Source organism: Ruegeria sp. AB11, from assembly GCF_056536325.1.
In genome coordinates this window covers 1,327,418-1,349,411 of record NZ_JBQFJO010000001.1, presented here as the reverse complement: position 1 = coordinate 1,349,411, position 21,994 = coordinate 1,327,418, and the positions used below count along the sequence as shown (strand labels likewise).

Below are 21,994 nucleotides of genomic sequence, written 5' to 3'. Positions count from 1 at the left end.
TGAAGGGGATCAAGTTGGGAATGTCATGGGGTAATGCATGGGCGATCTGAATGCATATTGGGCTGGAAAGCTGCGTCAGAACTGGGGGCTGGAAGCCCGTCTAACGCGGTTGGATGGGGAATATGACCTCAACTTTCTAGTCGAGGCCACGAATGGGCAGGACTATGTGCTCAAAGTAATGCGGGCCGGCTGCGACGCCGATCTGGTGGATTTGCAAATCAAAACACTAAAGCATCTCGATACCGAGGCTCCGGGCTTGCCGTTTCCTGACGTTGTTTCTGATTTGAACGGAACCATGTTGCCTGAAATTGCTGACGCGGACGGGCAGCCGCGGCTGGTCTGGCTGCTTGAACGAATGCCGGGGCAGTGCTTTGCCCGCAGTGTGCCAAAAAACGAGGACCTGATCCTCAAGCTGGGGCGTGTTCTAGGCGCAACGGACCGGGCGCTGGAGGCGTTCAAGCACAAGGGCTTAAGTCGTGCAGATTTCAAATGGGACCTGACCCAAGCTAGTTGGATTGTTGATCAACTGGGGGCAATTTCTGATCCGGCACGGCGCGCGCGACTGCGACAGATAGCCTTAGAATTTGATGCCATCGGTGATCATCTGAACGGCTTACCTAAACAGGCGATCCACAATGATGCCAATGACTACAATATCCTTGTTGAAGGTGAGTTGAGCGAACGTCGAAGCGTCTCGGGCCTGATCGACCTTGGTGATATGTGCGCAGCACCGCGTGTATGCGAACTGGCCATTGCCGGGGCCTATGTCGTTCTGGACCACCCAAAACCCGAACGCGCATTGGCCGCTTTGGTGCGTGGCTATCACGCCGCCAACCGTTTGCGACCTGATGAAATCGATCTGATCTGGCCCCTTCTGCAGATGCGGCTGGCAGTGTCGGTGGTGAACTCGACTCTGATGGCGGCCGAGAACCCTGACGACCCTTATGTGACAATCAGCCAGGCTCCGGCGTGGCGATTCCTGGAAGACGCGAAGATCAATGGCGCGCTCATGCCAGCCCGCCTGCGGGCCGCTTGTGGCCTTCCGGTAGTTGACGGAGCCGAGCGTGTCCACACCTACCTATCCAGCCATCGCGGGCATTTTGCACAGATGTTCGGGCAGGATTTAAGCGATGCACCGATGGGCTCGTTGTCGGTGGAAAATTCGACATGGCCACAAAATCCGTTCCACATGCCGCTTGCTGAGGCGGCACGAGTCGGAGAGGAATTCGGAGAGGGCCTCTGGCTTGGCTATTACAATGAACCCCGCCTGATCTATGCAGAGCCAGGGTTCCGCAAGGGTCCGTGGAAGGCCTCGGATCGGCGCACCGTGCATCTGGCGGTGGATGTGTTTGCACCCGCCGGAACGGTGCTTCATGCGCCGCTGAGTGGTCGGGTCGAGGTGGTTGAGAACCGGGACGCTCATCTCGATTACGGTGGGGTGGTGATCCTGCATCACGAAACACCCGAGGGGGACACGTTCTATACGCTCTACGGCCATCTGGACCCCGAAGTAAGCGAGCGTTTGAAACCCGGTGATCCGGTGGCTCAGGGTGCGGCCTTTGCCCGGCTGGGCAATGCCAGCCAGAATGGTGGCTGGGCCCCGCATGTGCATTTCCAACTAGCACTGACGACCGACGGGATGCAGGCCGACTGGCCCGGAGTTGCCGACCCGGATGAGATGGAACTGTGGAACGCGGTGTGTCCCAACCCGGCGGCTTTGTTGAACCTACCGGATGAGAAGGTTTTCTATCGCCCAACCGACAAGCAAGCTATCCTACAAGATCGACGCGATCACTTTGGCGGCAACCTCAGCCTAACATATGACGATCCGATCATGCTGGTGCGCGGTTGGAAGCATCACCTGTTCGACGAATGGGGGCGGCCTTATCTGGACGCGTACAATAACGTACCACATGTGGGCCATGCACATCCGCACATTCAAGCGGTCGCGGCGGATCAGCTGAAGAGGATGAACTCTAACACTCGCTATCTGCATCCTGCGCAGACCGCATTTGCTGACAAGATTTTGTCGAAACTGCCAGATCACCTTGAGGTCTGTTTCTTTGTCAACTCGGGGACCGAAGCCAACGAACTGGCCTTGCGGCTGGCGCGCGCGCATACCGGGGCGAAGGGTATCGTGACGCCGGATCACGGCTATCACGGAAACACAAACGCAGCGGTGGCGATCTCGGCCTACAAGTTCAACAAACCCCGAGGGGTTGGGCAAGCCGATTGGGTGGAACTGGTTGAGGTCGCAGATGACTATCGCGGTTCGTTCCGCCGTGACGATCCCGACCGTGCCCGGAGGTTCGCGAATCTGGTTGATCCGGCGATTGAGGCATTAAAGGCGAAAGGCCAAGGCCTTGCGGGCTTTATCGCAGAAACCTTCCCTTCGGTCGGCGGGCAGATCATCCCGCCAAAGGGCTATCTGCCTGCCGTCTACGAGAAAATCCGCGCTGCCGGCGGGGTCTGTATCGCGGATGAGGTTCAGACTGGTCTTGGGCGATTGGGTGAACATTACTTCGGCTTTGAACATCAGGGCGCGCTGCCTGACATCGTGGTCATGGGAAAACCCATCGGCAACGGCCACCCCCTGGGCGTGCTGGTCACCACCAAAGAAATTGCCCAAAGCTTCGACAACGGGATCGAGTTCTTTTCTACTTTTGGCGGCTCAACCCTGTCCTGCAGGATCGGGAAAGAGGTGCTGGACATTGTCGACGACGAAGGATTGCAAGAAAATGCCCAATTCATGGGGGCTCGCCTGATGGACGGCCTCAGGCAAATTGAAGCAGACTTTGCCTGCGTTGGCGATGTGCGTGGTATGGGCCTTTTTCTGGGCGTAGAACTGATCAACCCAGATGGCTCGGAAAGTGGCGAGATCTGTAGCTACGTTAAAAACCGGATGCGCGATCACCGCATCCTGATTGGCAGCGAGGGGCCGAAGGACAATATCCTGAAAATACGGCCGCCGCTAACCATCGAAGCGGAAGATGTGGACATGATCCTTTGGGCGTTGCGGGAAGTACTTGCGGAGGTTGGGGACTATAGCCCCGCCCTCGAATGCGATCACGACCATCACCATGCAGGCTGTAGCTGTTGCTGAGTAAAACAAAACCCCGGCAAAATGGCCGGGGTTTTGCTACCACCGATCAGTGGAGCACCGCATTTGGGGGTTGGTGCCCTGTCGTCGGCCAAGGTGCCGCTAAAATCATCCGGCGTAGAGCCAGCCCCAGTTCCTCGGACAATGAGGCCAATGCTGGGGCAAAATCAGGTCGCACAATCAGCGAGGCCATCATCATCGCGTCCTCGCGCGCGCCCTCGGACGCGGCGCCGATCATCTGGGCAAAGCAGTTCTCATCAGCCCCCAGACAGGCGCAACCCAAGCCATGGCGCACCAGCGGGCGGCGACCATGATGCGTACACAGTGAACACAGCCGATCCAAAGTCAGCATCGTGGCATGGCCCTGATCTGCGCCCAGCGCGATGTCGAAATCACTAGCAGCGTTGGCGCGGCCTTTGTCACCATCACCCCAGAGGCGCAGGTACATGACGGCACCGGCCTCAATGGGGCTCAGGTCGGTCAGACGACCGACGGCCGCCCCGCCGCGCGAAGAAGGTGCGCTCATTTGGTCAGGATCAGTTTGCCCGCGCGGGTGATGCGCAGTGTATAAAGCTGATCGCCCAGCTCGATATGGGCCAGATTGCCACCGTTTGTCAGGTCTTCTGCTTTATGAGCCGGCAGCATTGAAACAGCATAACTTTGCGTCGAGGAGGGGGTTTGCATGTTCATCGGGGCATCTCCAGAGCGTCTTTGGCACGTGGCCTGTCGGTTTGTTTCGCTTGATCTGGCTGACCCTGAATAGGGTTGGCTATCTGTTCGTAAGATTAATCTGATAAAAATAGTAAGGTTTGTCAAGCCACAGTTTTAAAGCCAATTATTCGGCTCTCCATTGCGTCGTCACGAATTGCGACCTAGGCACTAATCATCAATAGTTAAAGGTGGATTCGCAGATGACGGCAGTCGTTGTATTTGACCTGGACGGCACCTTGGTGGACAGCCTTGCCGACATCGCTACTGCAGCAAATCGAATGCTTGATGATCAAGGGCATCCGGCATTGCCTAATGACACAATCCGTAGATTCGTCGGAAACGGTCTGCCTAAATTGGTCGAGCGTGTAATGACCCATTGCGGGATAGAGCCGGATCGGCACGCGGAACTGACGCAGCTTACCTTAAAGCACTACAATGCGGGCGCGTGCGACCAGACCGTCGTTTACCCCGGAGTCTTTGAGGCATTGGAAGAACTGCGTGAAATGGGTTGTGCTCTTGGGGTCTGTACCAACAAACCCGAAGCGCCGGCCAGGCATGTATTGAGCGAATTGAAGCTGCAGCCTTATTTCGACACCGTATTTGGCGGCGACACCTTGGATATCCGCAAGCCCGACCCAGCGCATCTGAACGCCAGCTTTGAGGCACTGCAGGCTGCTGGCCCGCCCATCTTTGTCGGTGACAGCGAGGTTGATGCCGAAACAGCCCAGCGTGCAGGGGTACCGTTTTTGCTATTTGAACAAGGCTATCGCAAATCACCTATTTCGGACCTGCCGCACACGCTCAGCTATCAAGACAGCGCCAAGCTGCCTGCACTCGTTCGCCAAATCCTTCAAAACGATACGGTGTGAGCCTAGTCCCAAAAAAGTAGAGGGGCCGGCCAAGGGGGTAGGAAGCCAGCCCCTCATCGGGGGAAATTAGTGAAAGTGGTTGGGCACACTGGCCCGGTAGTTAATCAAAAGTTAACGCATCCATGGGAATCGCGAAATTGGGGGATTCCCGTAGTGTCGAAACATTTTTGTCTGATCCCAGAAAAAAACTTCAAACCAGCGCGCTTCGAAAGGAAAGATTCAGCCGATCTGCGCAGCCGCCGCACGCGCTATTACCAATTCCTCATTTGTCGGAATGACCATCAATTTCACGCGCGACAAATCGGTGGAAATAACCCGCCTGTTATCAGCGTTTGCATCATGGTCCAGCTCGATGCCCAACCATCCCATATCAGTGCAGATGCGATCACGGATGTAGGTCGAGTTCTCTCCGATCCCACCGGTAAACACGACCGCGTCCAGCCCACCCAGCACGGCGGCCAATGCACCTAGTTCGCGGCGTATCCGGAAGGTGTAATAGTTGATTGCATTACGCGCACCCGGCGTATTCGACGCCTCGAGTGTGCGCATGTCATTGGTCATACCCGAAAGTCCCAGCAAACCGGATTTGCGATAAAGAAGATCCGATATCTCGTCCGCATTCATGCCCTGTTGATCCATGAGATACAGCACAACCCCAGGATCCAACTGACCGCAGCGCGTGCCCATAGGCAAACCATCCATGGCCGAAAATCCCATGCTCGACCCGACCGAGCGGCCTGCGATCATGGCGCACATCGAAGCACCGTTCCCAAGATGGGCTACAACCACACGCCCGCCGTGAATTAGTGGGGCGGTGTTGGCCAAATGGTCCGAGATGTAATCATAGCTCAACCCGTGAAAACCATAACGCCGAACGCCCATGTCGTAATACTCAGTCGGCAATGCGAATGTGTCATTGACCCAGGGGTGATGGCGGTGAAAGGCCGTATCGAAACAGGCAACCTGCTTGGCATCTGGGAACCTTTCCATCGCCGCGCGTGCACCATGCAGATTGTAAGGCTGGTGCAACGGCGCAAAAGGCTCTAGCTTTTCAAGCACCTGCAAACTATCGGGGGTCAGCAATATCGGTCGATCATTGTCCGGCCCGCCGTGCACAATGCGGTGCCCAACGGCTGCCACACGTGCAGCCGGGAATTCTCGCTCTAGAAAATCCAGAATGTAATCCAGTGCGCTGGCCTGATCGTGAAGAGCCTCGGAAGTGGTATCGACAAGTACCCGGCGATCCGTGGTCTTTGCGCTGATCTGTGCCGCCGCACTGCCAATACTCTCAACTTCACCCGAGCAGATCAGCACCGGATCTTCTCCGGTGGTTGTGAACAACCCAAACTTGAGCGAAGACGAACCCGAATTCAGAGTAATGATATGGTCCATCAGAATCTACCCAATATACGTTCCCGTTGCAGAGTCGCATCCAAGGCAGCTGCATCCTGTATTGTGAAGCGCCGCGTCAGATCTGCAGTATCGCAATTCTGTAACTGATCATTTGGATTGTAGTGGCAATGCATTGAATCTCTCGGCGGTGGATTTGACCGGAGCATTATGAGATTTCAAGCAAATGTCCAATGACATGGCCAAGCTCTTCTAGGGTTCAAAGCCCTCGGGCACACCAAAGAGCGGCGTATCAAGCGTCGTTCCCGTCAGAGCATGAAGAAAGGCAACTAGGTCGGCGATCTGATCATCCGTCAGATTTTGCGGGGTAATATCGATTTTGCGGCGCTGGCGAGCCATCTCCAAACTGTCTTCCCAGACGATGAAGTCGACACGTTCCAGCCACGGCACTTCGGGAAGGGCAGCCATATCTGAGGTCCATGTCGCAAGGCTTTCCTGCGGGTTCAGGTGATGGCGCACAATACCTTCAAGATCGGGAAACGCACCGTTGTGACCATAGGGCGCCGTTTTGGCGACGTTCCGCAGCATTGGCGTGCGGAACCGATAGGCGTCTTCCAGGCGATTGCTTTCACCCACACGGCCCACGTCGCGCGCATAAGGATCCCACAGACGGGTTTTCCCCGGACCAAAGGGAGGCAACCCCAATGCATGGAAACTTTGATCCGAAAGTAATGGGCCAGAGTGGCAGGAAGAACAGCCCGCGTCGCCAAAGAACAGAGACATCCCTTCTTTTTGTTGTGGCGTCAGGGCCAACCGATCGCCGGCCAGGAATTGATCAAACGGACTGTCTGTGCTGCGCCACTCCAGCGCCATAAACGCGGCCAGCGCGTTGGCGATCTGGGTAATCGTGATGTCTTCGGTCGTGTCGATTTCATCAAACGCACTGACCATGGCTGGGCCATAGAGAGGGTCGGTGCGGACGCGCTTCGCGAGGATCGGCCAACCTTTGTCGATGCGGTCATGCACCGCGCCCGTCACCTGATTTTCGGCGACATTGCCAGCCATCTCGAACTGCGAGGTCAGCGGGAACAATGCTTGTGCGGCCAATAGGGAGTTCAATCCTTCCGGCAGCCACTCCTGTGCAGGTGAATTGAAGCCGTTGCCGTAAACGTCCGAGATACTCAGGCGGCCGTCGTGAAAGACCGTATGGATCTCCTTGGCCCCCAGATTCCACAAGCCCGGCGAGTTCCGCGGAATTCGCTTGCGGATCTTATCCGCCCCGATGCCGGGCGTGCGGTCCGGGCCTAGCCCTTGCCCGCCTTCGCCGATGCCCAGAGACAGCCCGTCCGAGGTGCCAAAATCCGGGTGATGGCAATGAGCGCAAGCAATGTTTTGGTTACCCGACAGGATAGGATCGTAAAACAGTTGATGACCGATAGCGGCCTGTTCCATATCAAAGGGAATGAAATCAGAATCCGTCAGCGGGCGCGGCAAATCCTGAGCCGCCGCGGCCCCGGCCAAGAGGAAAGCAACCCCATGCGTCAGTTTGTATTTGCCCTTTATCTGCTTGCGACTCCGGCGCTGGCCGAGTTGGAACAGGCGCGTGATTTGATGGAAGCCGGGGAGTTTAAGGCCGCGCGCGAAGAACTGTTGCCAGCGGCGCGATCCGGCAATGCCGAAGCCGAAGAGTTGATCGGTGTGATGTACGGGCTGGGTCTTGGGGTCGAGCAAGACTATGAGCGCGCGTTCGAATGGTATCTGCGCGCCTCGATGAAGGGGCATCCGGGGGCACAATCCGGCATCGGCTGGTATTATGAGCTGGGTTTGGGCATGCCTGCGCCTGATCTGGTGCGAGCCTACATGTGGTACACGCTCAGCGCGATTGGCGGCGACCCCGATGCGGCGATCAGCCTTGAGGAAGTGGTCAAGAAGATGTCGCCGGAGCAGATCGAAAGGGCGCATGTTCTGATCAACGACTACAAAGGGTGGATGTACCCGTTTCGGTGAGGGCCGGGCTCAAAGGCCCGACCCAACAATTTAGTTCAGGTCCGCATCACGCGAGGCGTTTACATCCGCCTCAGCCGCGGCAACGGCCTCGGTCAAAGCGTTAAACACTTCATCTCCGCGTGCCACGTTGGACTGGAACCAGGCATAGACCGGCGTTGCAGCCTCTTTGAACGCGGCTTTCTGCTCGGGTGTAGGTACGTAGAGATCACCTCCGCCAGCAACAAAATCTTCGTATGCTTGGATCGATTTGCGCTTGGGCGAGGCAAAGGTGGCCTGCTGCAACGCATAGAAACCATCCACGACAACGCGACGCATGTCCTCGGGCATTTCCTGGAATTTGGCGTTGTTCATCCACCACAGCGCACCCATATAAGCGTGACCATCAAGCGTGACGTATTGCAGACCCGCATCTGGGAATTTCATGCCCATGATGTCGGTGATGCCGTTTTTGGATCCTTCAACCACACCGGTCTGGAAGCTGGTGAACAGTTCCGGCCACGGGATTGGGGTCGGCGAGGCACCAAGAGCCTTAACCAGTTCTTGTGGCAGGTCGGCCACGACTGTGCGGATTTTCAGACCTTCCATATCGCCAGGCTCGGCAACACGACGCTGCGTATTGGCGAAGTTGCGCCAGCCACCGGTGTTGCCAATGGTCATCAAGCGGATCGCGCCACCGGAATCTTCTAGCGCCATGTCGCGCATTTTGCGGGTGAAATCGCCTGACAACACGTGTTCGGCAATGCGGTCATCGGCCATCAGATATGGCAGGTCCAGAACCTGCACGTAAGGAAAGATGCCCGACGCGCCGCCAGAGGTGGAGATGTAGATGTCGATGGTGCCATCCGCCACGCCCTGCAGACACTCGGCACCGTTCGAGCAAAGCTGCGTTCCGATGAACAGCTCAACCTCAATGGCTCCGTTCGAGGCCGCCTCGACATAGTTTTTGAAAACGACCAGACCGTCATAGTCTTCATCGTTTTCATTCGAGTTTGCTGTGGCGCGTAGCGTGTAATCGGCGGCTGTCGCGGCAATCGCGGATGCAGCCACCAACGATGTGGCCACCGCTGCGGTTTTGATAATTCTTCTGAGCATACGTTTCCTCCCTGTGAAACTCAGTTTGCAAATCCCGTTATCCTCGGGATCGTCATGGATAGTGCGGGGATGTATGTGATCAGGAAGATCACAATGATTTCGACTGCCAGAAACGGCAGGATGGCTTTGGCGATGGTTTCTACCCGCTCCCGCGACACTGCGGCGGCTACGAACAGAACCAGGCCCATTGGCGGTGTGGCCAGACCAACGGTCAGGTTGACGCTCATGATGATGGCAAAATGGATCGGGTCGACACCAAGACTGGTGAAGATCGGACCAAGGATCGGGCCAAGGATGATGATCGCCGGACCTGCGTCCAGAAACATACCCACGATGAACAAAAGCAGGTTGATCAGGAACAGCAGGATCAGCGGGTTTTCCGATAGGCTGAGGATTAGCGAGGCCAACTGCTCCGGCGCATGGCTGAGGCTGACCACCGTCTTAAACGCCATTGCCGCGCCCACCAACAGCAAGACGACCGCCGAGGTCATACCCGCGTTGCTAAGTATTTCGGGAACTTCCTTCAAGGTAAGAGTGCGCAGAACAAAGAAACCGATAATGAAAGCGTATCCCACGGCAACGGCGGCGGCCTCGGTAGGGGTGAAGATACCGCCAAGAATACCACCCAAAATGATCACCGGTGTCATCAGCGGAAAGAAGGCCTTAAGGCTGGCCTGACGGCGTTCGGGCCAAGTGTATTTGCGGCTCGCGACGGGGAAGTCATAACGATCAGCCATGACTTTGATCATCAGCATCAGTCCAACGCCAACCATCACACCGGGCACGATACCTGCTAGGAACAGGGCCGCTACGCTTTCGCCCATGACATAGGCATAGATGATCATGATGCCTGAGGGCGGAATGATCGGTCCGATCACCGAACTGGCCGCTGTGATCGCGGCAGCAAACTTGCGAGTATAGCCCTGCTTCTCCATCGCCGGGATCAGCATAGATCCAAGCGCCGATGTGTCGGCGACGGCAGAGCCGGACAGACCCGCGAACAGGATCGAGCTAAGCACATTCACATGCGCAAGGCCGCCCCGCAGGTGGCCCATCAGGGCCTGGCTGAACTCGACGAGGCGGATGGTGATACCGCCGCGATTCATCAGCTCTCCGGCAAGCATGAAAAACGGAATGGCCATCAGCGGGAAGCTGTCCATGCCGTTATAGACATTGCGATAGAGCAGGGTGATGTCGTTGGTTTGGCCACTCAGCCACAGCAAGATACCGGGTGCAGCCAGTAGCGCGAAAAAGACCGGCAGGCCGATCAGCAGGAAGACAAGGAATGTAGGCAGGAACCAAATCAGCATCTATTCAGCCCCCACCGCAGCTTCGGGAATTTCGGGCAGAAGATGCGCTCCACCCAGCATGGTCACTATGGATCGCAAGATCAGTTCGATATTCACCGAGATCAGCAGGATGATCCCCACCAGCAGCGAAGCCATCATCCAACTGCGCGGGATGCGGTACCATTCATCGAATCCAAAAGACGTGGGCAGATACAGGGCCGCGGTGGCAAACTTGCCGCCAAAACCTGTGACCTCGGACCAGCCAATATTGACAGCAACCAACAGCACGACCAGCGATATCAGCAGCAGGAACAGATTGAGCGAAAGGCCAAGCGCACGCGGCAGGAGACGCGCAAGCATGTCGATGGCAACGAACCCTCCGCGGCGGAAAGCGGTGGGGGCCATCAGCCCCGTCATCCAGAGCATGCAGAACCGCGCAGCCTCATCCGGCCACGGCAGGGCGTTGCCCAGAACGTATCGAAAGAACACCTGAATCAGGATTGCGATCACCATAACTGCAATCGCAACGACGCCAACCGCGCGGCCCAATCGCAGCACGGTTTCGTTCACGAATGCAATCGGCGCTAACGCCGATGCCAGTCCGCCCATGCGGATCCTCCCTTGGTCAGCCGCGGGTTTGCCCCGCAATCGTCATATCACGCTTAGTTCTGCGCAAATTGGCCGAGTTTTCCGGCAAAGAAGGTCAGCGCGTCTCCATCCGCCATGCTGACCTTCAGAACTTTGCCCACCACGATCACATGATCGCCCGCATCGTGATAAGCGTGCTGCTCGCATTCGAACCGGGCAAGACTGCCCGGCAACAACGGGGTGCCGTTTTCACACCGGTCATGTTCGATATCACGCAGCGCATGGGCGTCTTTCGAACACCCAAAGCATAGCTCGGCCTGTTCGGCAGACAGGACATGCACGCTGAAATGGCGTGCCGCGTGAAAATAACGGAACCGGCGCGAATTACGATCGCCCGCCCACATCACCAGTGGTGGGTCCAGCGACAGGGACGAAAAGCTGTTGGCAGTAATACAGATCGGCCCATCCTCACTGTCGCAGGTCACGACGGTTACACCGGTGGCAAAGCGGCCGAAGGCATCACGCAGGGTTCGCGTGTCGTCTTTATGCGGGACGAATGTATGGTTCATATCGCGTGAGATTGCATTCATCATGGCACCTCATGTCCCAGCGCCGCCTCATACAGGCGGTACCAGCTTTCACGATCCAGCTTGACCTTCAAAGCATCCGAGACGCGCTTGATGCGGCCCAGATTATTTGTGCCCAGAACCGGCAGGATGTTTGCTGGATGCGCGAGCAGGAAGGCAACGGCCACTGCGGCTCGGTCCACACCAAATTCTGCGGCGATCTCATCTGCAACAACACCGACCGGAGGGTTTCCGGCCATCAAAAGGCCGCCGCCAAGCGGGGACCACGCCATCAGCGGATGTCCATGCTGTTGATGGAACGCCAGATCGCCGTTAGTGAACGGGCCGATCTCTCCAAGCGAGATTTCAATCTGATTGGTGACCAACTGGGTTTTCATTGCCGACTGCAGCAGAGACCAATCCCAAGGGCGGAAGTTTGACACGCCTACAGCCCCGACCTTGCCACTCGCAACCACCTCGTCCAGCGCTGCACCGGTTTCAGTGTGGTCCATCATTGGATCAGGGCGGTGGATCAATAGCAGGTCGATGTGGTCAATCGCCATCTCCGACAGAGACGTATCCACCGATTTCAGAATATGCGCGCGCGACGTGTCGTAGTATTTGACCTTGGCCTCCGCATAGCGACCCATTGGCGCGACGATGTCACATTTGGTGACGATCTCCATCTTCTGACGCAGGTTGGGATTGGCGCGCAAAGCGTTGCCCAGAACAGCTTCGGCCGCGTACCCACCGTAGATATCTGCCTGGTCGAAGGTGGTGATCCCTTGATCCAGACAAGCCTGTATCTTGGCCTCGACATGCGCTGTCGAGGTGTCACTGTCATCACCCAAGCGCCACATGCCATAGACAAGGCGGCTCATTTCCAGCGTGTCAGATAGTTTCACGCGTTGCATTAGCGACGAACTCCGTTGCCCAGCGGGGTAGCCGGGGTGGTTGCTGGCACGCGTCCGTAGGCTTCGGGAAGCGAGCAGGTTTTCAGGTTGGGCATCACGCGGGCGCCAAAATGCTTGGCCTCGTCCATGTGCGGATAGCCCGAGAAGATGAAGGCGCGGATGCCCATCTTCTGATACTCTTCAATCTTAGACATAACTTGATCGGTCGAACCGACCAGCGCAGCACCACAGCCCGAACGCGCGCGACCGACGCCGGTCCACAGGCCGGGTTCGACATAGCCATATTCATCCGCCAGATCACGGTTCTTGGATTGATGCGCCACACCCAACGATGTCGCGTCCAACGCCCTCTCGCGGATCGCGCGACCGTATTCGTCATCCAGTTTCGAAACGATGTAGTCAGCGTATTCCTGTGCCTCAACCTCGGTATCGCGAACAATCATGTGGACGCGCAGACCGTAATCCAGAGTACGATTGTAATTCTCGGCAACGGCATGAACGGCTTTCATTCGCTCTGCCAACTGATCTTTGGTTTCCGGCCACATCAGATAGACATCGCAATGCTCGCCGCACAGGTCCAAAGCAGACGGGGAGTAGCCGCCAAAATACAGAAGCGGGCCACCAGCCTGGTAAGGCCGGGCCGGGTCCGTAGTCAGGCTCGAAAAATTGTAGACCTCGCCCGCATGGTTAATCTCATCCTGCGTCCAGGCCTGTTTCAGGATTTCCACCACTTCGCGCGAGCGTTGATATCGGAAAGCGCTATCGGCTTTTTCACCGGGAAAATCGGACGAGATGATATTGACCGTCAACCGCCCCTTAAGCATGTGGTCCAGCGTCGCGATGGTGCGGGCCAGCATGATGGGCTGCATCTCACCACAGCGCACGGCGGCCAGTAGGTTGATTTTTTCGGTGATCGGCGCGCACCCTGCGACAAAGCTCAGGGTGTCCTGTCCGACCTGATATGACGATGGGCAAAGGATGTTGCGAAACCCTTGCGCCTCGGCCTCTTTCACGATGCCCGAGCAATGCTCCCAACTGGATCGCAGATCACCATCGGGCACACCCAGAAACTGGTAGTCATCCGAGCAGAGCGCTGCAAACCACGAAACCTCGGCCGCATCCAGGTCGGGGGATGTGATGGGGACGATGGTCATTTGATTCACGCTCCGTACATCTTTGACTTTCCTCTTGCGTAGCAAGCGCATTGATGTAGATCAATAGTGTATCAATTTTTCCTGCGACCGAGTGAAGCGCCCTCAATGTCCTCCAACAGCCGCAACCCAAATGCCCTGCCGATCTATGTCCAGATCTCAGAGCTGCTGATCCGCGATATCGCGGCGGGTCGCCTGATTGATGGTGAACGTCTTCCGCCCGAACGAGACATGGCTTCGAACCTGAATGTCTCGGTCGGGACCTTGCGAAAATCCCTCGCCGAGCTTGAGAAAAAAGGCATGTTGGAGCGTATTCAGGGTTCGGGCAACTACATCCGCGAGACTGGAACGCAGAACAGCGTCTATGCGATGTTCCGGCTGGAATTACCCGAAGGCGGCGGGTTGCCGCGCGCTGATATCCTATCGGTTGATCATCTGCAAAAGCCCGCAGACCTGCCGGAATTCGGCCTGTCTGATCACGGTTCGCGGGTGCGCCGGATGCGCTATTTGAATGACACAATCATCGCGGTCGAGGAAATCTGGCTGGACGAATCGGCTGGGACCATCGACCAGAACCTGCTGTCCGACTCACTTTATCGCTATTACCAGCAACAGCTTGGCTTCTGGATTACACGGGCTGAGGATCGCGTTTCCATCGGTTCATTGCCCGACTGGACGCCTGAAGGCTTCACCAAATCTGCCGGACACACGGTCGGTTACATCGAACGGTTCAGCTGGTCTGAGAAAGCCGAACCTGTCGAGTTTTCAAAAACATGGTTCGATCCGGATCGGGCCAAATACGTTCAACGCCTGAAGTAAAAGGAACTGCGCATGACCCGGACCACCAACTACGGGCTGATCGGATGCGGCATGATGGGGCAGGAACACCTGCACAACATTGCTCTGCTTGAGGGCACACGCGTCGCCGCAATCTTCGAACCTGACCCGGAGATGGCGCAAAAGGCGCAGGCGATTGCGCCCGATGCGAAGATGTTGTCTTCCATTCAGGACCTTCTGGCGGTCAGTGACCTAGACTGTCTGGTCATCGCCAGCCCCAACCACCTGCATGTCGATCAACTGGCCGAGATTGCGGAAACCCGCCCCCTGCCCCTGTTGATCGAGAAACCGTTATTCACCGACCCCGCCGATCTTGCCCGGCTTGAGGAACTGGAACGCATTTACCCTCACCCGATCTGGGTTGCGATGGAATATCGCTATATGCCCCCTATTGCGGCGCTGATCGATGAAGCAGCAACCGCCAGTGGTGGGATCAAAATGCTCTCGATCCGCGAACACCGTTTCCCGTTTCTTGAAAAGGTCGACAACTGGAACCGGTTCAACCGCAACACCGGCGGTACGTTCGTTGAGAAGTGTTGCCACTTCTTCGACCTCATGCGCCTGATCCTGCAATCCGACCCAGTTCGGGTTTCGGCGAGCGGCGGCCAAGCTGTCAATCATTTGGATGAGGACTACAACGGCAATACGCCGGATATTCTGGACCACGGTTACGTCATTGTCGATTTCGCCTCAGGCGCGCGCGCGATGCTCGAGCTTTGCATGTTCGCCGAGGGGTCGCGGTATCAGGAAGAAATCTCGGCCATTGGACCCAAAGCCAAGATCGAAGCGCTTGTGCCCGGCCCGGCCCGGTTCTGGCCCGAACATCTGGGCGACGCGCCGGTACCACAGCTGATCATCAGCCCCCGCGCACCTAAAGGTCCAATCCAGAGAGAGATCCCGGTTGATCCCGAGTTATTGGCGGCTGGCGACCACAATGGCTCCACTTATTATCAGCACAAAGGTTTTCTGGAGTTGATCCGGGGTGAGCGCGCCAAACCCGAGGTCTCTCTGGGTGATGGGATTTGGGCCGTACGCATCGGTCTTGCGGCGCAGCAAGCATCCGAACAGGGCCAAACAATCAACCTGTCTGGATAGTCATCAGGGTTAGAAGATCACGTTCAGCATCAACAGCGAGACGATCAGAAATATGATCGTCATGACGCCGCCGGAACGCACGAAATCCATAACCTTGTACCCTGCGGGCCCCATGATCAGCGCGTTGACCTGATGGGTCGGGATAATGAAACTGTTCGAGGTCGAAATCGCGACGGTCAGCGCAAAGACAGCGGGGTTGCCACCGGCGGCAACCGCGATTGAAACCGCAAGGGGCACCAGCAGAACTGTGGCCCCGACATTCGACATCACCAGCGAAAACGCTGTCGCCAGAATGGCTACACCGGCCTGGAGCGCCCAGATCGGCCATCCGTCCAGAATGATCATGATCTGTTGCGCAATCCATGCTGCAGTTCCCGTATTCTGCACCGCTTGCCCCAATGGGATCAGGCAGGCCAAGAGAAAGACCGTGTTCCACCCGACCGCGCGGTAGGCCTCGTCCACGCTCAACACGCGGGTCAGCATCATACCCGCAGCACCCGTCAGCAGGCAAAGTGACAACCGGACATCTGTGAATAGAATTAGCGACAAAGAAATCACGAAAAACAAAAGCGCCCAGCCAACCTTTTGCGGGCGTAATTCGTCTTGCGGGAAATCAGACGTGACCACAACAAAATCCGGGTCACGCTTGATCCGCATCAGGTTGTCCCAACGGGTATGGGCAACCAACATGTCACCGGCCTTGAACTTCTCAAGACCGATTTGCGTGGATTCGTGTGTCTCTGTTTCGACATGGCTTAGCGTTTCCTCCCCCCGATGGATGGCGAGCAGAGACATTCCGTAAGTTTTTCGAAACAGCAACTCCCTCGGGCATTTGCCGATCAGCTTGCTCTCGGGCGTCACGACCACCTCTGCGACCCCGGCATTTGTGGGTGCAAACTCTTCGACAAACACATCCAGATCCGGCAGAACGGTCAGCCCGTACTTTTCAGCAAATTCTTCGACAACCCAACGCCGCCCCACAATCGCCAATCGGCATGGCGCGGCGATCTCGGCTGTCAGCACTTGAACCATCGAAGTCTTGCCGCGATAAAAGGTCGAGATGATATAGAGGTGATTTTCAAAGTTGATGTCGGCCAGTATCTGCCCGACCAGCGGGCTGTCGGCCGGTACAACAACCTCAAACACGTCGGCTTTCAGCCCATAAACCCGCTGAAGATATTCCTGCGTCCCGCGCCCGGTACCGGTGCTTTCAGAACCTGAATCACCCGGCAAAACCCATCGCCCAAGCAACAGGAAATACGCGATACCCGTCAAAATCAGCACCGCACCTATGGGCGTGACCGAGAACAACCCAAAAGGCTCCATACGCTGTGCTTCAGGCAAACCTTCATTCGCAGTTTGAATCAGATCATTCAGAAGGATCAGCGGAGAAGAGCCCACCATAGTCATTGTGCCACCCAATATGGCGCAAAACCCCATCGGCATTAGCAATCGCGACAGCGGGATCCCTGATCGAGATGAGATCCGGCTAACCACAGGAAGGAACAAAGCCGCGGCACCGACATTCTGCATGAATGACGAGATGACACCGACGGTGCCTGAAATGATGGGTAGAACCCGTCCTTCCGACTTGCCACCATATTTCAGGATAACAGAGGCGACTTTGTTCATCAGCCCTGTCTTGTCCAGCCCCGCACCAACGATCATTACTGCAATGATCGAAATGACCGCATTCGACGCAAATCCGTCAAACAGATGAGGTACATCTGCCAGATTCTCAAGGCCGGGCGCATAACTCAGCAGACCAACAATGACCAAAACGAGAATAGCGGAAAGATCGATCCGGACGATTTCAGACACAAACAGGAAAACCGTGAACGCCAAAAGCCCCGACACCACGGCCATCTCATAGGTAAATGCCAATTGCTCCACAGGGGTCACCGGGCTTCAATCGTAAACTTAATTAGCATTTCTAGGCAATTGCCCGGTGTCTGTCATGGTTTTTGTGATCGTGGTGCAAAATCAAAACCATTATCAGGTTGTACCCGCCTCCATATCGAAAGATCTAAACATAACAAACATCCCGCAATTAGCGCCAAAGACAGATCGCCATTTTGTAGAATAGCGTGGATGGTCGCTAATCGTTCCGTCAAACAGCTGACTCCAGTATGTCGCGGGCAGCGCACTGTTGAGCATTTGGATCAAGCTCGGCCAAAGCAGCGCGGAAATCTCGACCCCACAAATGGAACCCAAATGTGGTGGGTGTCACAAAATCTGAAAGCCGGGTTCCTGCTTGAAACAACGCTGGTATTTCTCGACTGGTAATATGGTAAAATGCTGCGCTGTCATGAGCGTATTTGCGTTCGCCAGACATATTCAATGCAGTCGTCAAAGCTCTTGGGCCAGTTGACCCCCAACGCAAGCGCCCAAAAGGTTTCTCGCGTTGCGCCTCAACCGCCGCGTTCAATCCCAAAAGTGCAAGTGAATCCTTCCAGGCCTCAGAGGCCAATTGGTCCTCCTCAAACACCTCTCCCAATAGGGCGAGCGATTTACTATGCGCCGGAAGCCCAAAAACCGCATTGTTCACGAGTGAATGATACGTTTGATGCCGTGGAAGATCCGGCAAAACACATCCAACACAAAAACCAGCACGAGTTTCAGCCGAAGCCATGAGCCTCTCGGCCGAAGCGACCATGTACATATCAGTATCAAGTCAGATCATGCCGGTCTTATTGATCAAATGATATCTGAAAATATCTGCGTGTGGAGTGCAACTCGATCAGAAACTCTGAAGACTTGAATTCACTAAGAAACTCGAAGGTTAAAAGTTCGAACTCACCGCCTTCGATATCAATCAAGAAAAACAAATCCTGAGGCTGATACCTACTAGACACCAGTTCGCGAATTGAAGTGTCCGTAGCGGTGGCAGCAATCTCGACCCTGTCGCGAACACCATTCGCGTGCAGGGTCTTTCGGATGATCTGTCGAGCTTTGCGTCTTTGTTCGAAACATAGGCTTCGCTCGAAATGGCCCGCTTGCACCAAACCAACGCCCCAATAGCCATCTGCCGCCCCAAGATCGACGAGTATCGGCTTTGTGCCTTCCACGAAAATAGGTTGATTTTGTTGTTCGTAGATCCCCAGCAATTTCGTGAACAAATCTGCTTGCCCCCAACTGCTTTCTTCAAGCAACCGGAAATCGCGAAGGCAACCGCCCATGACGTATCCACCACGTTCCTTAAATAGTTGGTTACCTATGTCCCTCCGATACTGGACGATCTGACGCTTTAACTGCCGCAATTCTTTTGGAGATTTGCTCGGACGCATGGAACGCTCTTGATAGAACCGAAATTTGGACCTTTTCTAGCGCAAATGTCTAATAGCGAAACCATCTCCCGACTTGCCGGCATTATTTGTGACATCAATGCAGCGGCAACGCGGAACAAAAAAACCCGACCAACACCTGTTGGCCGGGTTTTCTGAGAGTATTTCGAAGAACTTATTCGCCCGCAGCAGCAGCCACGTCCAAAGTTACACCCGGGCCCATCGTCGAGCTCAGTGCGATTTTCTTCATGTATGTACCTTTAGCGCCCGACGGCTTGGCTTTGGCCACAGCCGAGATGAAGGCACGAACGTTTTCGACCAGCTTGGCTTCGTCGAACGACGCTTTGCCAACACCAGCATGCACAACGCCGCCTTTTTCCGCCTTGAACTGAACTTCACCACCTTTGGCTGCTTCCACGGCCGCTTTCACGTCCATGGTCACGGTGCCAACTTTGGGGTTCGGCATCAGGTTGCGGGGGCCCAGTACTTTACCCAGACGGCCAACGATCGGCATCATGTCGGGGGTCGCGATGCAGCGATCGAATTCGATGGTGCCGCCTTGAATGGTTTCCATCAGGTCCTCTGCGCCGACGATATCTGCGCCTGCTTCTTTTGCTTCGTCAGCCTTGGGGCCACGTGCAAATACAGCAACGCGCATCGCTTTGCCTGTGCCGTTCGGCAGGCCGACAACGCCGCGAACCATCTGGTCTGCGTGACGGGTGTCAACGCCCAGGTTCAGAGCGATTTCGATGGTCTCATCGAATTTCGAAGTTGCGTTGCCTTTGACCAGGGAAACAGCTTCTTCAACCGACAGGTTTTCCTTGCCAGCGACAGCTTCGCGCGCAGCGCGGGTACGTTTACCGAGTTTTGCCATCTTACTTCACCTCGATGCCCATAGAGCGGGCCGAGCCCAGGATGATCTGCATTGCGCCTTCCACGTCGTTGGCGTTCAGATCTTTCATTTTGGCTTCGGCGATTTCGCGAACCTGCTTCGAGGTCACGGTTGCCACGGTCTCGCGACCTGGGTTTTCCGCACCGCGGGGGCGGTTACGCTTGCCAACCGGCTTCAGACCAGCCGCTTTTTTCAGGTAATAAGACGCAGGCGGCGTCTTGATGTCCATGGTGAAGGACTTGTCCTGATAGTAGGTGATCACGGTCGGGCACGGAGCGCCGGGCTCCATGTCTGCGGTCTTGGCGTTGAACGCCTTGCAGAATTCCATGATGTTGATGCCGCGCTGACCCAACGCCGGACCAACTGGCGGCGACGGGTTCGCCTGACCTGCAGGAACCTGCAGTTTCATTGTACCAGCAAGCTTTTTGGCCATTTGGTTTTCCTTTCAACTTAGGCAGGACGCGTCCCACCCAGATTATGTTGCGTGGTCCGGTCCAAGATCGCGATCTCAGTAACCTCCCACGAGAGAATCTCGCCCGAAGACGATAGTGGCGGCGTTTACAGTGGAACGAAGACGTTGGCAAGTGGCAGACGACCAATTGGGCCATATCGAATCGCGCTTCGCAGCATCGAGAGTGAGTTCCATGGATGAGCGGCCTCGCCACCAACGTCGCGTGAACAGCTAACTATCCCATAGCTCGACAGAAATTCCAGATACTCCGCGCACAATCAGCCAATTGTCGCCGGTTTCACCCGCGCGTGCTTAGCTGTGATATACTCAGCGAAATTAGTGATTTTTGAGTGGAGGTTAATTATGATCGTTCGTTTTATTCTATCGTTGGGTATCGCTATATCTATTGCAGCAATAGCCCCTCAGAATGCGCGCGCTGACGCTGGGGATTTCATCGGCGGTGCTGTCGTCGGAGGGGTCGCTGGATATCTTATTGGCAAAGATCAGCAAAAAAAGAAGACACAGTCATCGACAGCGACCCGAACCTACCGGCAAGGTATCCCATCCACCACTCAAGGGGCGCAAACCCAAACGGCACTGAATTACTTTGGCTACAATGCCGGTCGTGTTGACGGTCAGGTCGGGCGTGGCACGCGCTCCGCCATCGAACGTTATCAGGCCTCAATGGGTTATCCCGTAAATGGGCATGACTTTCAGCCTTATCAATATGACTTCCTGCAGCAGGCTTATTACTGGGCGACAAGCGGTGGACAGGCAGCCACGCAGCTCTCGGGTCAACCGCTGTTGATGGAGTACCGCCGACAGGTTCAATCAGGATCTTCTCTGGCTGCGGCACCTCAGGCTCCAGCTCAGGCTATTCCGGTTATCAAGCCCCAAGATACCGAACCCGCAGCGAACACCACTGAAACAGCATCTGCGAGCTTGCCGACTCTGTTTTCCGGCGGCACCGGAGGTCCATCGCTGGCAAATCGTTGCAGCGGGGTCATGCTGCAAACCTCGACCAACGGAGGCTACACAACGCTTTCGAACATGACGGATGCCGACTTTGCACTCAGCGAGCAGTTTTGCCTTGCCCGCAGCTATGCGATGGCGCGCGGTGAGGATCTGATGCAGGATATCCAGGGCCTGACACCCGATCAGGTATCTGCCCAATGTGCCTCGTATGGTGAGATGCTGGCACCTCAAGTTGACGCTCTGTCTATCAGCTCAAAAACAGAAGCTGAAACGCAAGTTCGCAAAATGGCGCTGGATTCTGGATTGAGCCCCGCAGATCTCGCTGCGACGAGCAAGGTCTGTCTGGCGATGGGCTACCGTCAGGACAACATGGATACTGCCGTTGGCTCTGCGCTCATGCTGGTTGCGATGGGTGAACCCGCCTATGGAGAGTTGGTGGGCCATCACTTGCGCGAGGGCTTTGGCGTGCAGGAGCGTCGCGATCTTGCGATGCAGTGGTATGATGCGAGCCTTTCGGCACTGGATGCCGGTTCGCAGGCTGTCTTCCTGCCGTCCCAGACCGACCGTCCACAACTTTTGCGCGCGGCTATGATCCAGTCGCAATAAGACGATATGCAATACGATATCTGGCCCTGAAGGGTTCAAAAAGCGCCGCGTCGCTAGCTGCGTTGCGGCGTTTATTCCGGTCGCGTAGCATGGCCCAACTCGTGATCGCGCGCCTTTCAATCTGGGATGAGAGCCTCTCCACAATTATTGTGACCGCAACCACGCTTAACGCGGAGTACCTTGGGGCGGAGTTTTGATACATTCACCCGCTTTTCAA

General features: G+C 56.1%; 21 protein-coding genes. 6 read left to right on the top strand and 15 right to left on the bottom strand.

From position 1 onward, the window contains the following. Positions 1 to 37 precede the first annotated feature (37 nt). Positions 38 to 3,103 carry an aminotransferase class III-fold pyridoxal phosphate-dependent enzyme gene (locus tag ACR3EJ_RS06895; RefSeq protein WP_170545005.1) on the top strand — a complete coding sequence of 1,022 codons (3,066 nt, stop codon included), beginning with the start codon at positions 38 to 40 and terminating at the stop codon, positions 3,101 to 3,103. Positions 3,104 to 3,149: 46 nt separating this feature from the next. Here the strand turns inward: ACR3EJ_RS06895 and ACR3EJ_RS06890 are convergent, their stop codons facing one another. Together ACR3EJ_RS06890 and hemP are read right to left on the bottom strand one after the other, a co-directional pair. Next, the gene (locus tag ACR3EJ_RS06890) at positions 3,150 to 3,626 is read right to left on the bottom strand and encodes a hypothetical protein (protein WP_170545008.1); all 477 of its coding nucleotides are present in this window, start codon (positions 3,624 to 3,626) and stop codon (positions 3,150 to 3,152) included. Next, positions 3,623 to 3,790: a hemin uptake protein HemP gene (hemP, locus tag ACR3EJ_RS06885; RefSeq protein WP_010441016.1), complete on the bottom strand. Its 168-nt coding sequence runs from the start codon at positions 3,788 to 3,790 to the stop codon at positions 3,623 to 3,625. The genes ACR3EJ_RS06890 and hemP overlap by 4 nt, the downstream gene beginning before the upstream one ends. A gap of 221 nt (positions 3,791 to 4,011) precedes the next feature. Between hemP and gph the strand changes: the two genes are divergently transcribed. Continuing rightward, positions 4,012 to 4,680, top strand: coding sequence for a phosphoglycolate phosphatase (gene gph, locus ACR3EJ_RS06880; RefSeq protein WP_170545011.1), 669 nt, complete (start codon positions 4,012 to 4,014; stop codon positions 4,678 to 4,680). 219 nt (positions 4,681 to 4,899) lie between these two features. Here gph and ACR3EJ_RS06875 read toward each other — a convergent pair whose 3' ends face one another. Then, a complete protein-coding gene (locus ACR3EJ_RS06875; RefSeq protein ID WP_170545014.1) occupies positions 4,900 to 6,072 on the bottom strand; it encodes an acetate/propionate family kinase in 1,173 nt (390 codons plus the stop codon). Positions 6,073 to 6,282: 210 nt separating this feature from the next. Then, a complete protein-coding gene (locus ACR3EJ_RS06870; protein WP_170545017.1) occupies positions 6,283 to 7,551 on the bottom strand; it encodes a cytochrome-c peroxidase in 1,269 nt (422 codons plus the stop codon). A gap of 15 nt (positions 7,552 to 7,566) precedes the next feature. Between ACR3EJ_RS06870 and ACR3EJ_RS06865 the strand changes: the two genes are divergently transcribed. Continuing rightward, positions 7,567 to 8,037, top strand: a complete 471-nt coding sequence (locus ACR3EJ_RS06865) for a tetratricopeptide repeat protein (protein ID WP_170545020.1) — start codon at positions 7,567 to 7,569, stop codon at positions 8,035 to 8,037. 30 nt (positions 8,038 to 8,067) lie between these two features. On the opposite strand, the gene ACR3EJ_RS06860 is transcribed toward ACR3EJ_RS06865, so the two are convergent. Genes ACR3EJ_RS06860 through ACR3EJ_RS06835 form a run of 6 tightly spaced genes read right to left on the bottom strand, consistent with a single transcriptional unit; the run spans position 8,068 to position 13,640 of the window. Further along, positions 8,068 to 9,129 carry a TRAP transporter substrate-binding protein gene (locus ACR3EJ_RS06860; protein WP_170545023.1) on the bottom strand — a complete coding sequence of 354 codons (1,062 nt, stop codon included), beginning with the start codon at positions 9,127 to 9,129 and terminating at the stop codon, positions 8,068 to 8,070. Positions 9,130 to 9,149: 20 nt separating this feature from the next. Next, positions 9,150 to 10,439, bottom strand: a complete 1,290-nt coding sequence (locus ACR3EJ_RS06855; RefSeq protein WP_170476074.1) for a TRAP transporter large permease — start codon at positions 10,437 to 10,439, stop codon at positions 9,150 to 9,152. Next, positions 10,440 to 11,027, bottom strand: a complete 588-nt coding sequence (locus ACR3EJ_RS06850; protein WP_170545026.1) for a TRAP transporter small permease — start codon at positions 11,025 to 11,027, stop codon at positions 10,440 to 10,442. A 53-nt stretch (positions 11,028 to 11,080) separates the two neighbouring features. Further along, positions 11,081 to 11,596, bottom strand: a complete 516-nt coding sequence (locus ACR3EJ_RS06845) for a flavin reductase family protein (RefSeq protein ID WP_170545029.1) — start codon at positions 11,594 to 11,596, stop codon at positions 11,081 to 11,083. Continuing rightward, positions 11,596 to 12,486 (bottom strand): aldo/keto reductase, encoded by an 891-nt coding sequence (locus ACR3EJ_RS06840; RefSeq protein ID WP_170545032.1) that lies wholly within the window; start codon positions 12,484 to 12,486, stop codon positions 11,596 to 11,598. Before ACR3EJ_RS06840 ends, ACR3EJ_RS06845 begins: the two co-directional genes overlap by 1 nt. Beyond that, positions 12,486 to 13,640, bottom strand: a complete 1,155-nt coding sequence (locus ACR3EJ_RS06835; protein WP_170545035.1) for an LLM class flavin-dependent oxidoreductase — start codon at positions 13,638 to 13,640, stop codon at positions 12,486 to 12,488. Before ACR3EJ_RS06835 ends, ACR3EJ_RS06840 begins: the two co-directional genes overlap by 1 nt. A 105-nt stretch (positions 13,641 to 13,745) precedes the next feature. On the opposite strand from ACR3EJ_RS06835, the gene ACR3EJ_RS06830 reads away from it, so the two are divergent. Both ACR3EJ_RS06830 and ACR3EJ_RS06825 read left to right on the top strand, forming a co-directional pair. Next, positions 13,746 to 14,456, top strand: a complete 711-nt coding sequence (locus ACR3EJ_RS06830; RefSeq protein ID WP_010440994.1) for a GntR family transcriptional regulator — start codon at positions 13,746 to 13,748, stop codon at positions 14,454 to 14,456. 12 nt (positions 14,457 to 14,468) lie between these two features. Beyond that, positions 14,469 to 15,569, top strand: coding sequence for a Gfo/Idh/MocA family protein (locus ACR3EJ_RS06825; protein ID WP_170545038.1), 1,101 nt, complete (start codon positions 14,469 to 14,471; stop codon positions 15,567 to 15,569). A gap of 9 nt (positions 15,570 to 15,578) precedes the next feature. On the opposite strand, the gene ACR3EJ_RS06820 is transcribed toward ACR3EJ_RS06825, so the two are convergent. From ACR3EJ_RS06820 to rplK, 5 genes are all read right to left on the bottom strand, one after another. Next, on the bottom strand, positions 15,579 to 17,435 hold the full coding sequence (locus tag ACR3EJ_RS06820) for an SLC13 family permease (protein ID WP_037321196.1): 1,857 nt from the start codon (positions 17,433 to 17,435) through the stop codon (positions 15,579 to 15,581). Positions 17,436 to 17,679: 244 nt separating this feature from the next. After that, complete coding sequence (locus ACR3EJ_RS06815; RefSeq protein WP_170545041.1) at positions 17,680 to 18,039, bottom strand: hypothetical protein; 360 nt, start codon at positions 18,037 to 18,039, stop codon at positions 17,680 to 17,682. Between the two features lie 220 nt (positions 18,040 to 18,259). Continuing rightward, a complete protein-coding gene (locus tag ACR3EJ_RS06810) occupies positions 18,260 to 18,856 on the bottom strand; it encodes a hypothetical protein (RefSeq protein WP_170545044.1) in 597 nt (198 codons plus the stop codon). Between the two features lie 172 nt (positions 18,857 to 19,028). After that, a complete protein-coding gene (rplA, locus tag ACR3EJ_RS06805) occupies positions 19,029 to 19,727 on the bottom strand; it encodes a 50S ribosomal protein L1 (RefSeq protein WP_010440987.1) in 699 nt (232 codons plus the stop codon). Between the two features lies 1 nt (position 19,728). Further along, positions 19,729 to 20,178, bottom strand: a complete 450-nt coding sequence (gene rplK / locus ACR3EJ_RS06800; RefSeq protein WP_010440985.1) for a 50S ribosomal protein L11 — start codon at positions 20,176 to 20,178, stop codon at positions 19,729 to 19,731. A 381-nt stretch (positions 20,179 to 20,559) separates the two neighbouring features. On the opposite strand from rplK, the gene ACR3EJ_RS06795 reads away from it, so the two are divergent. Next, the gene (locus ACR3EJ_RS06795; protein ID WP_170545047.1) at positions 20,560 to 21,777 is read left to right on the top strand and encodes a peptidoglycan-binding domain-containing protein; all 1,218 of its coding nucleotides are present in this window, start codon (positions 20,560 to 20,562) and stop codon (positions 21,775 to 21,777) included. The last annotated feature ends 217 nt before the right edge of the window (positions 21,778 to 21,994 follow it).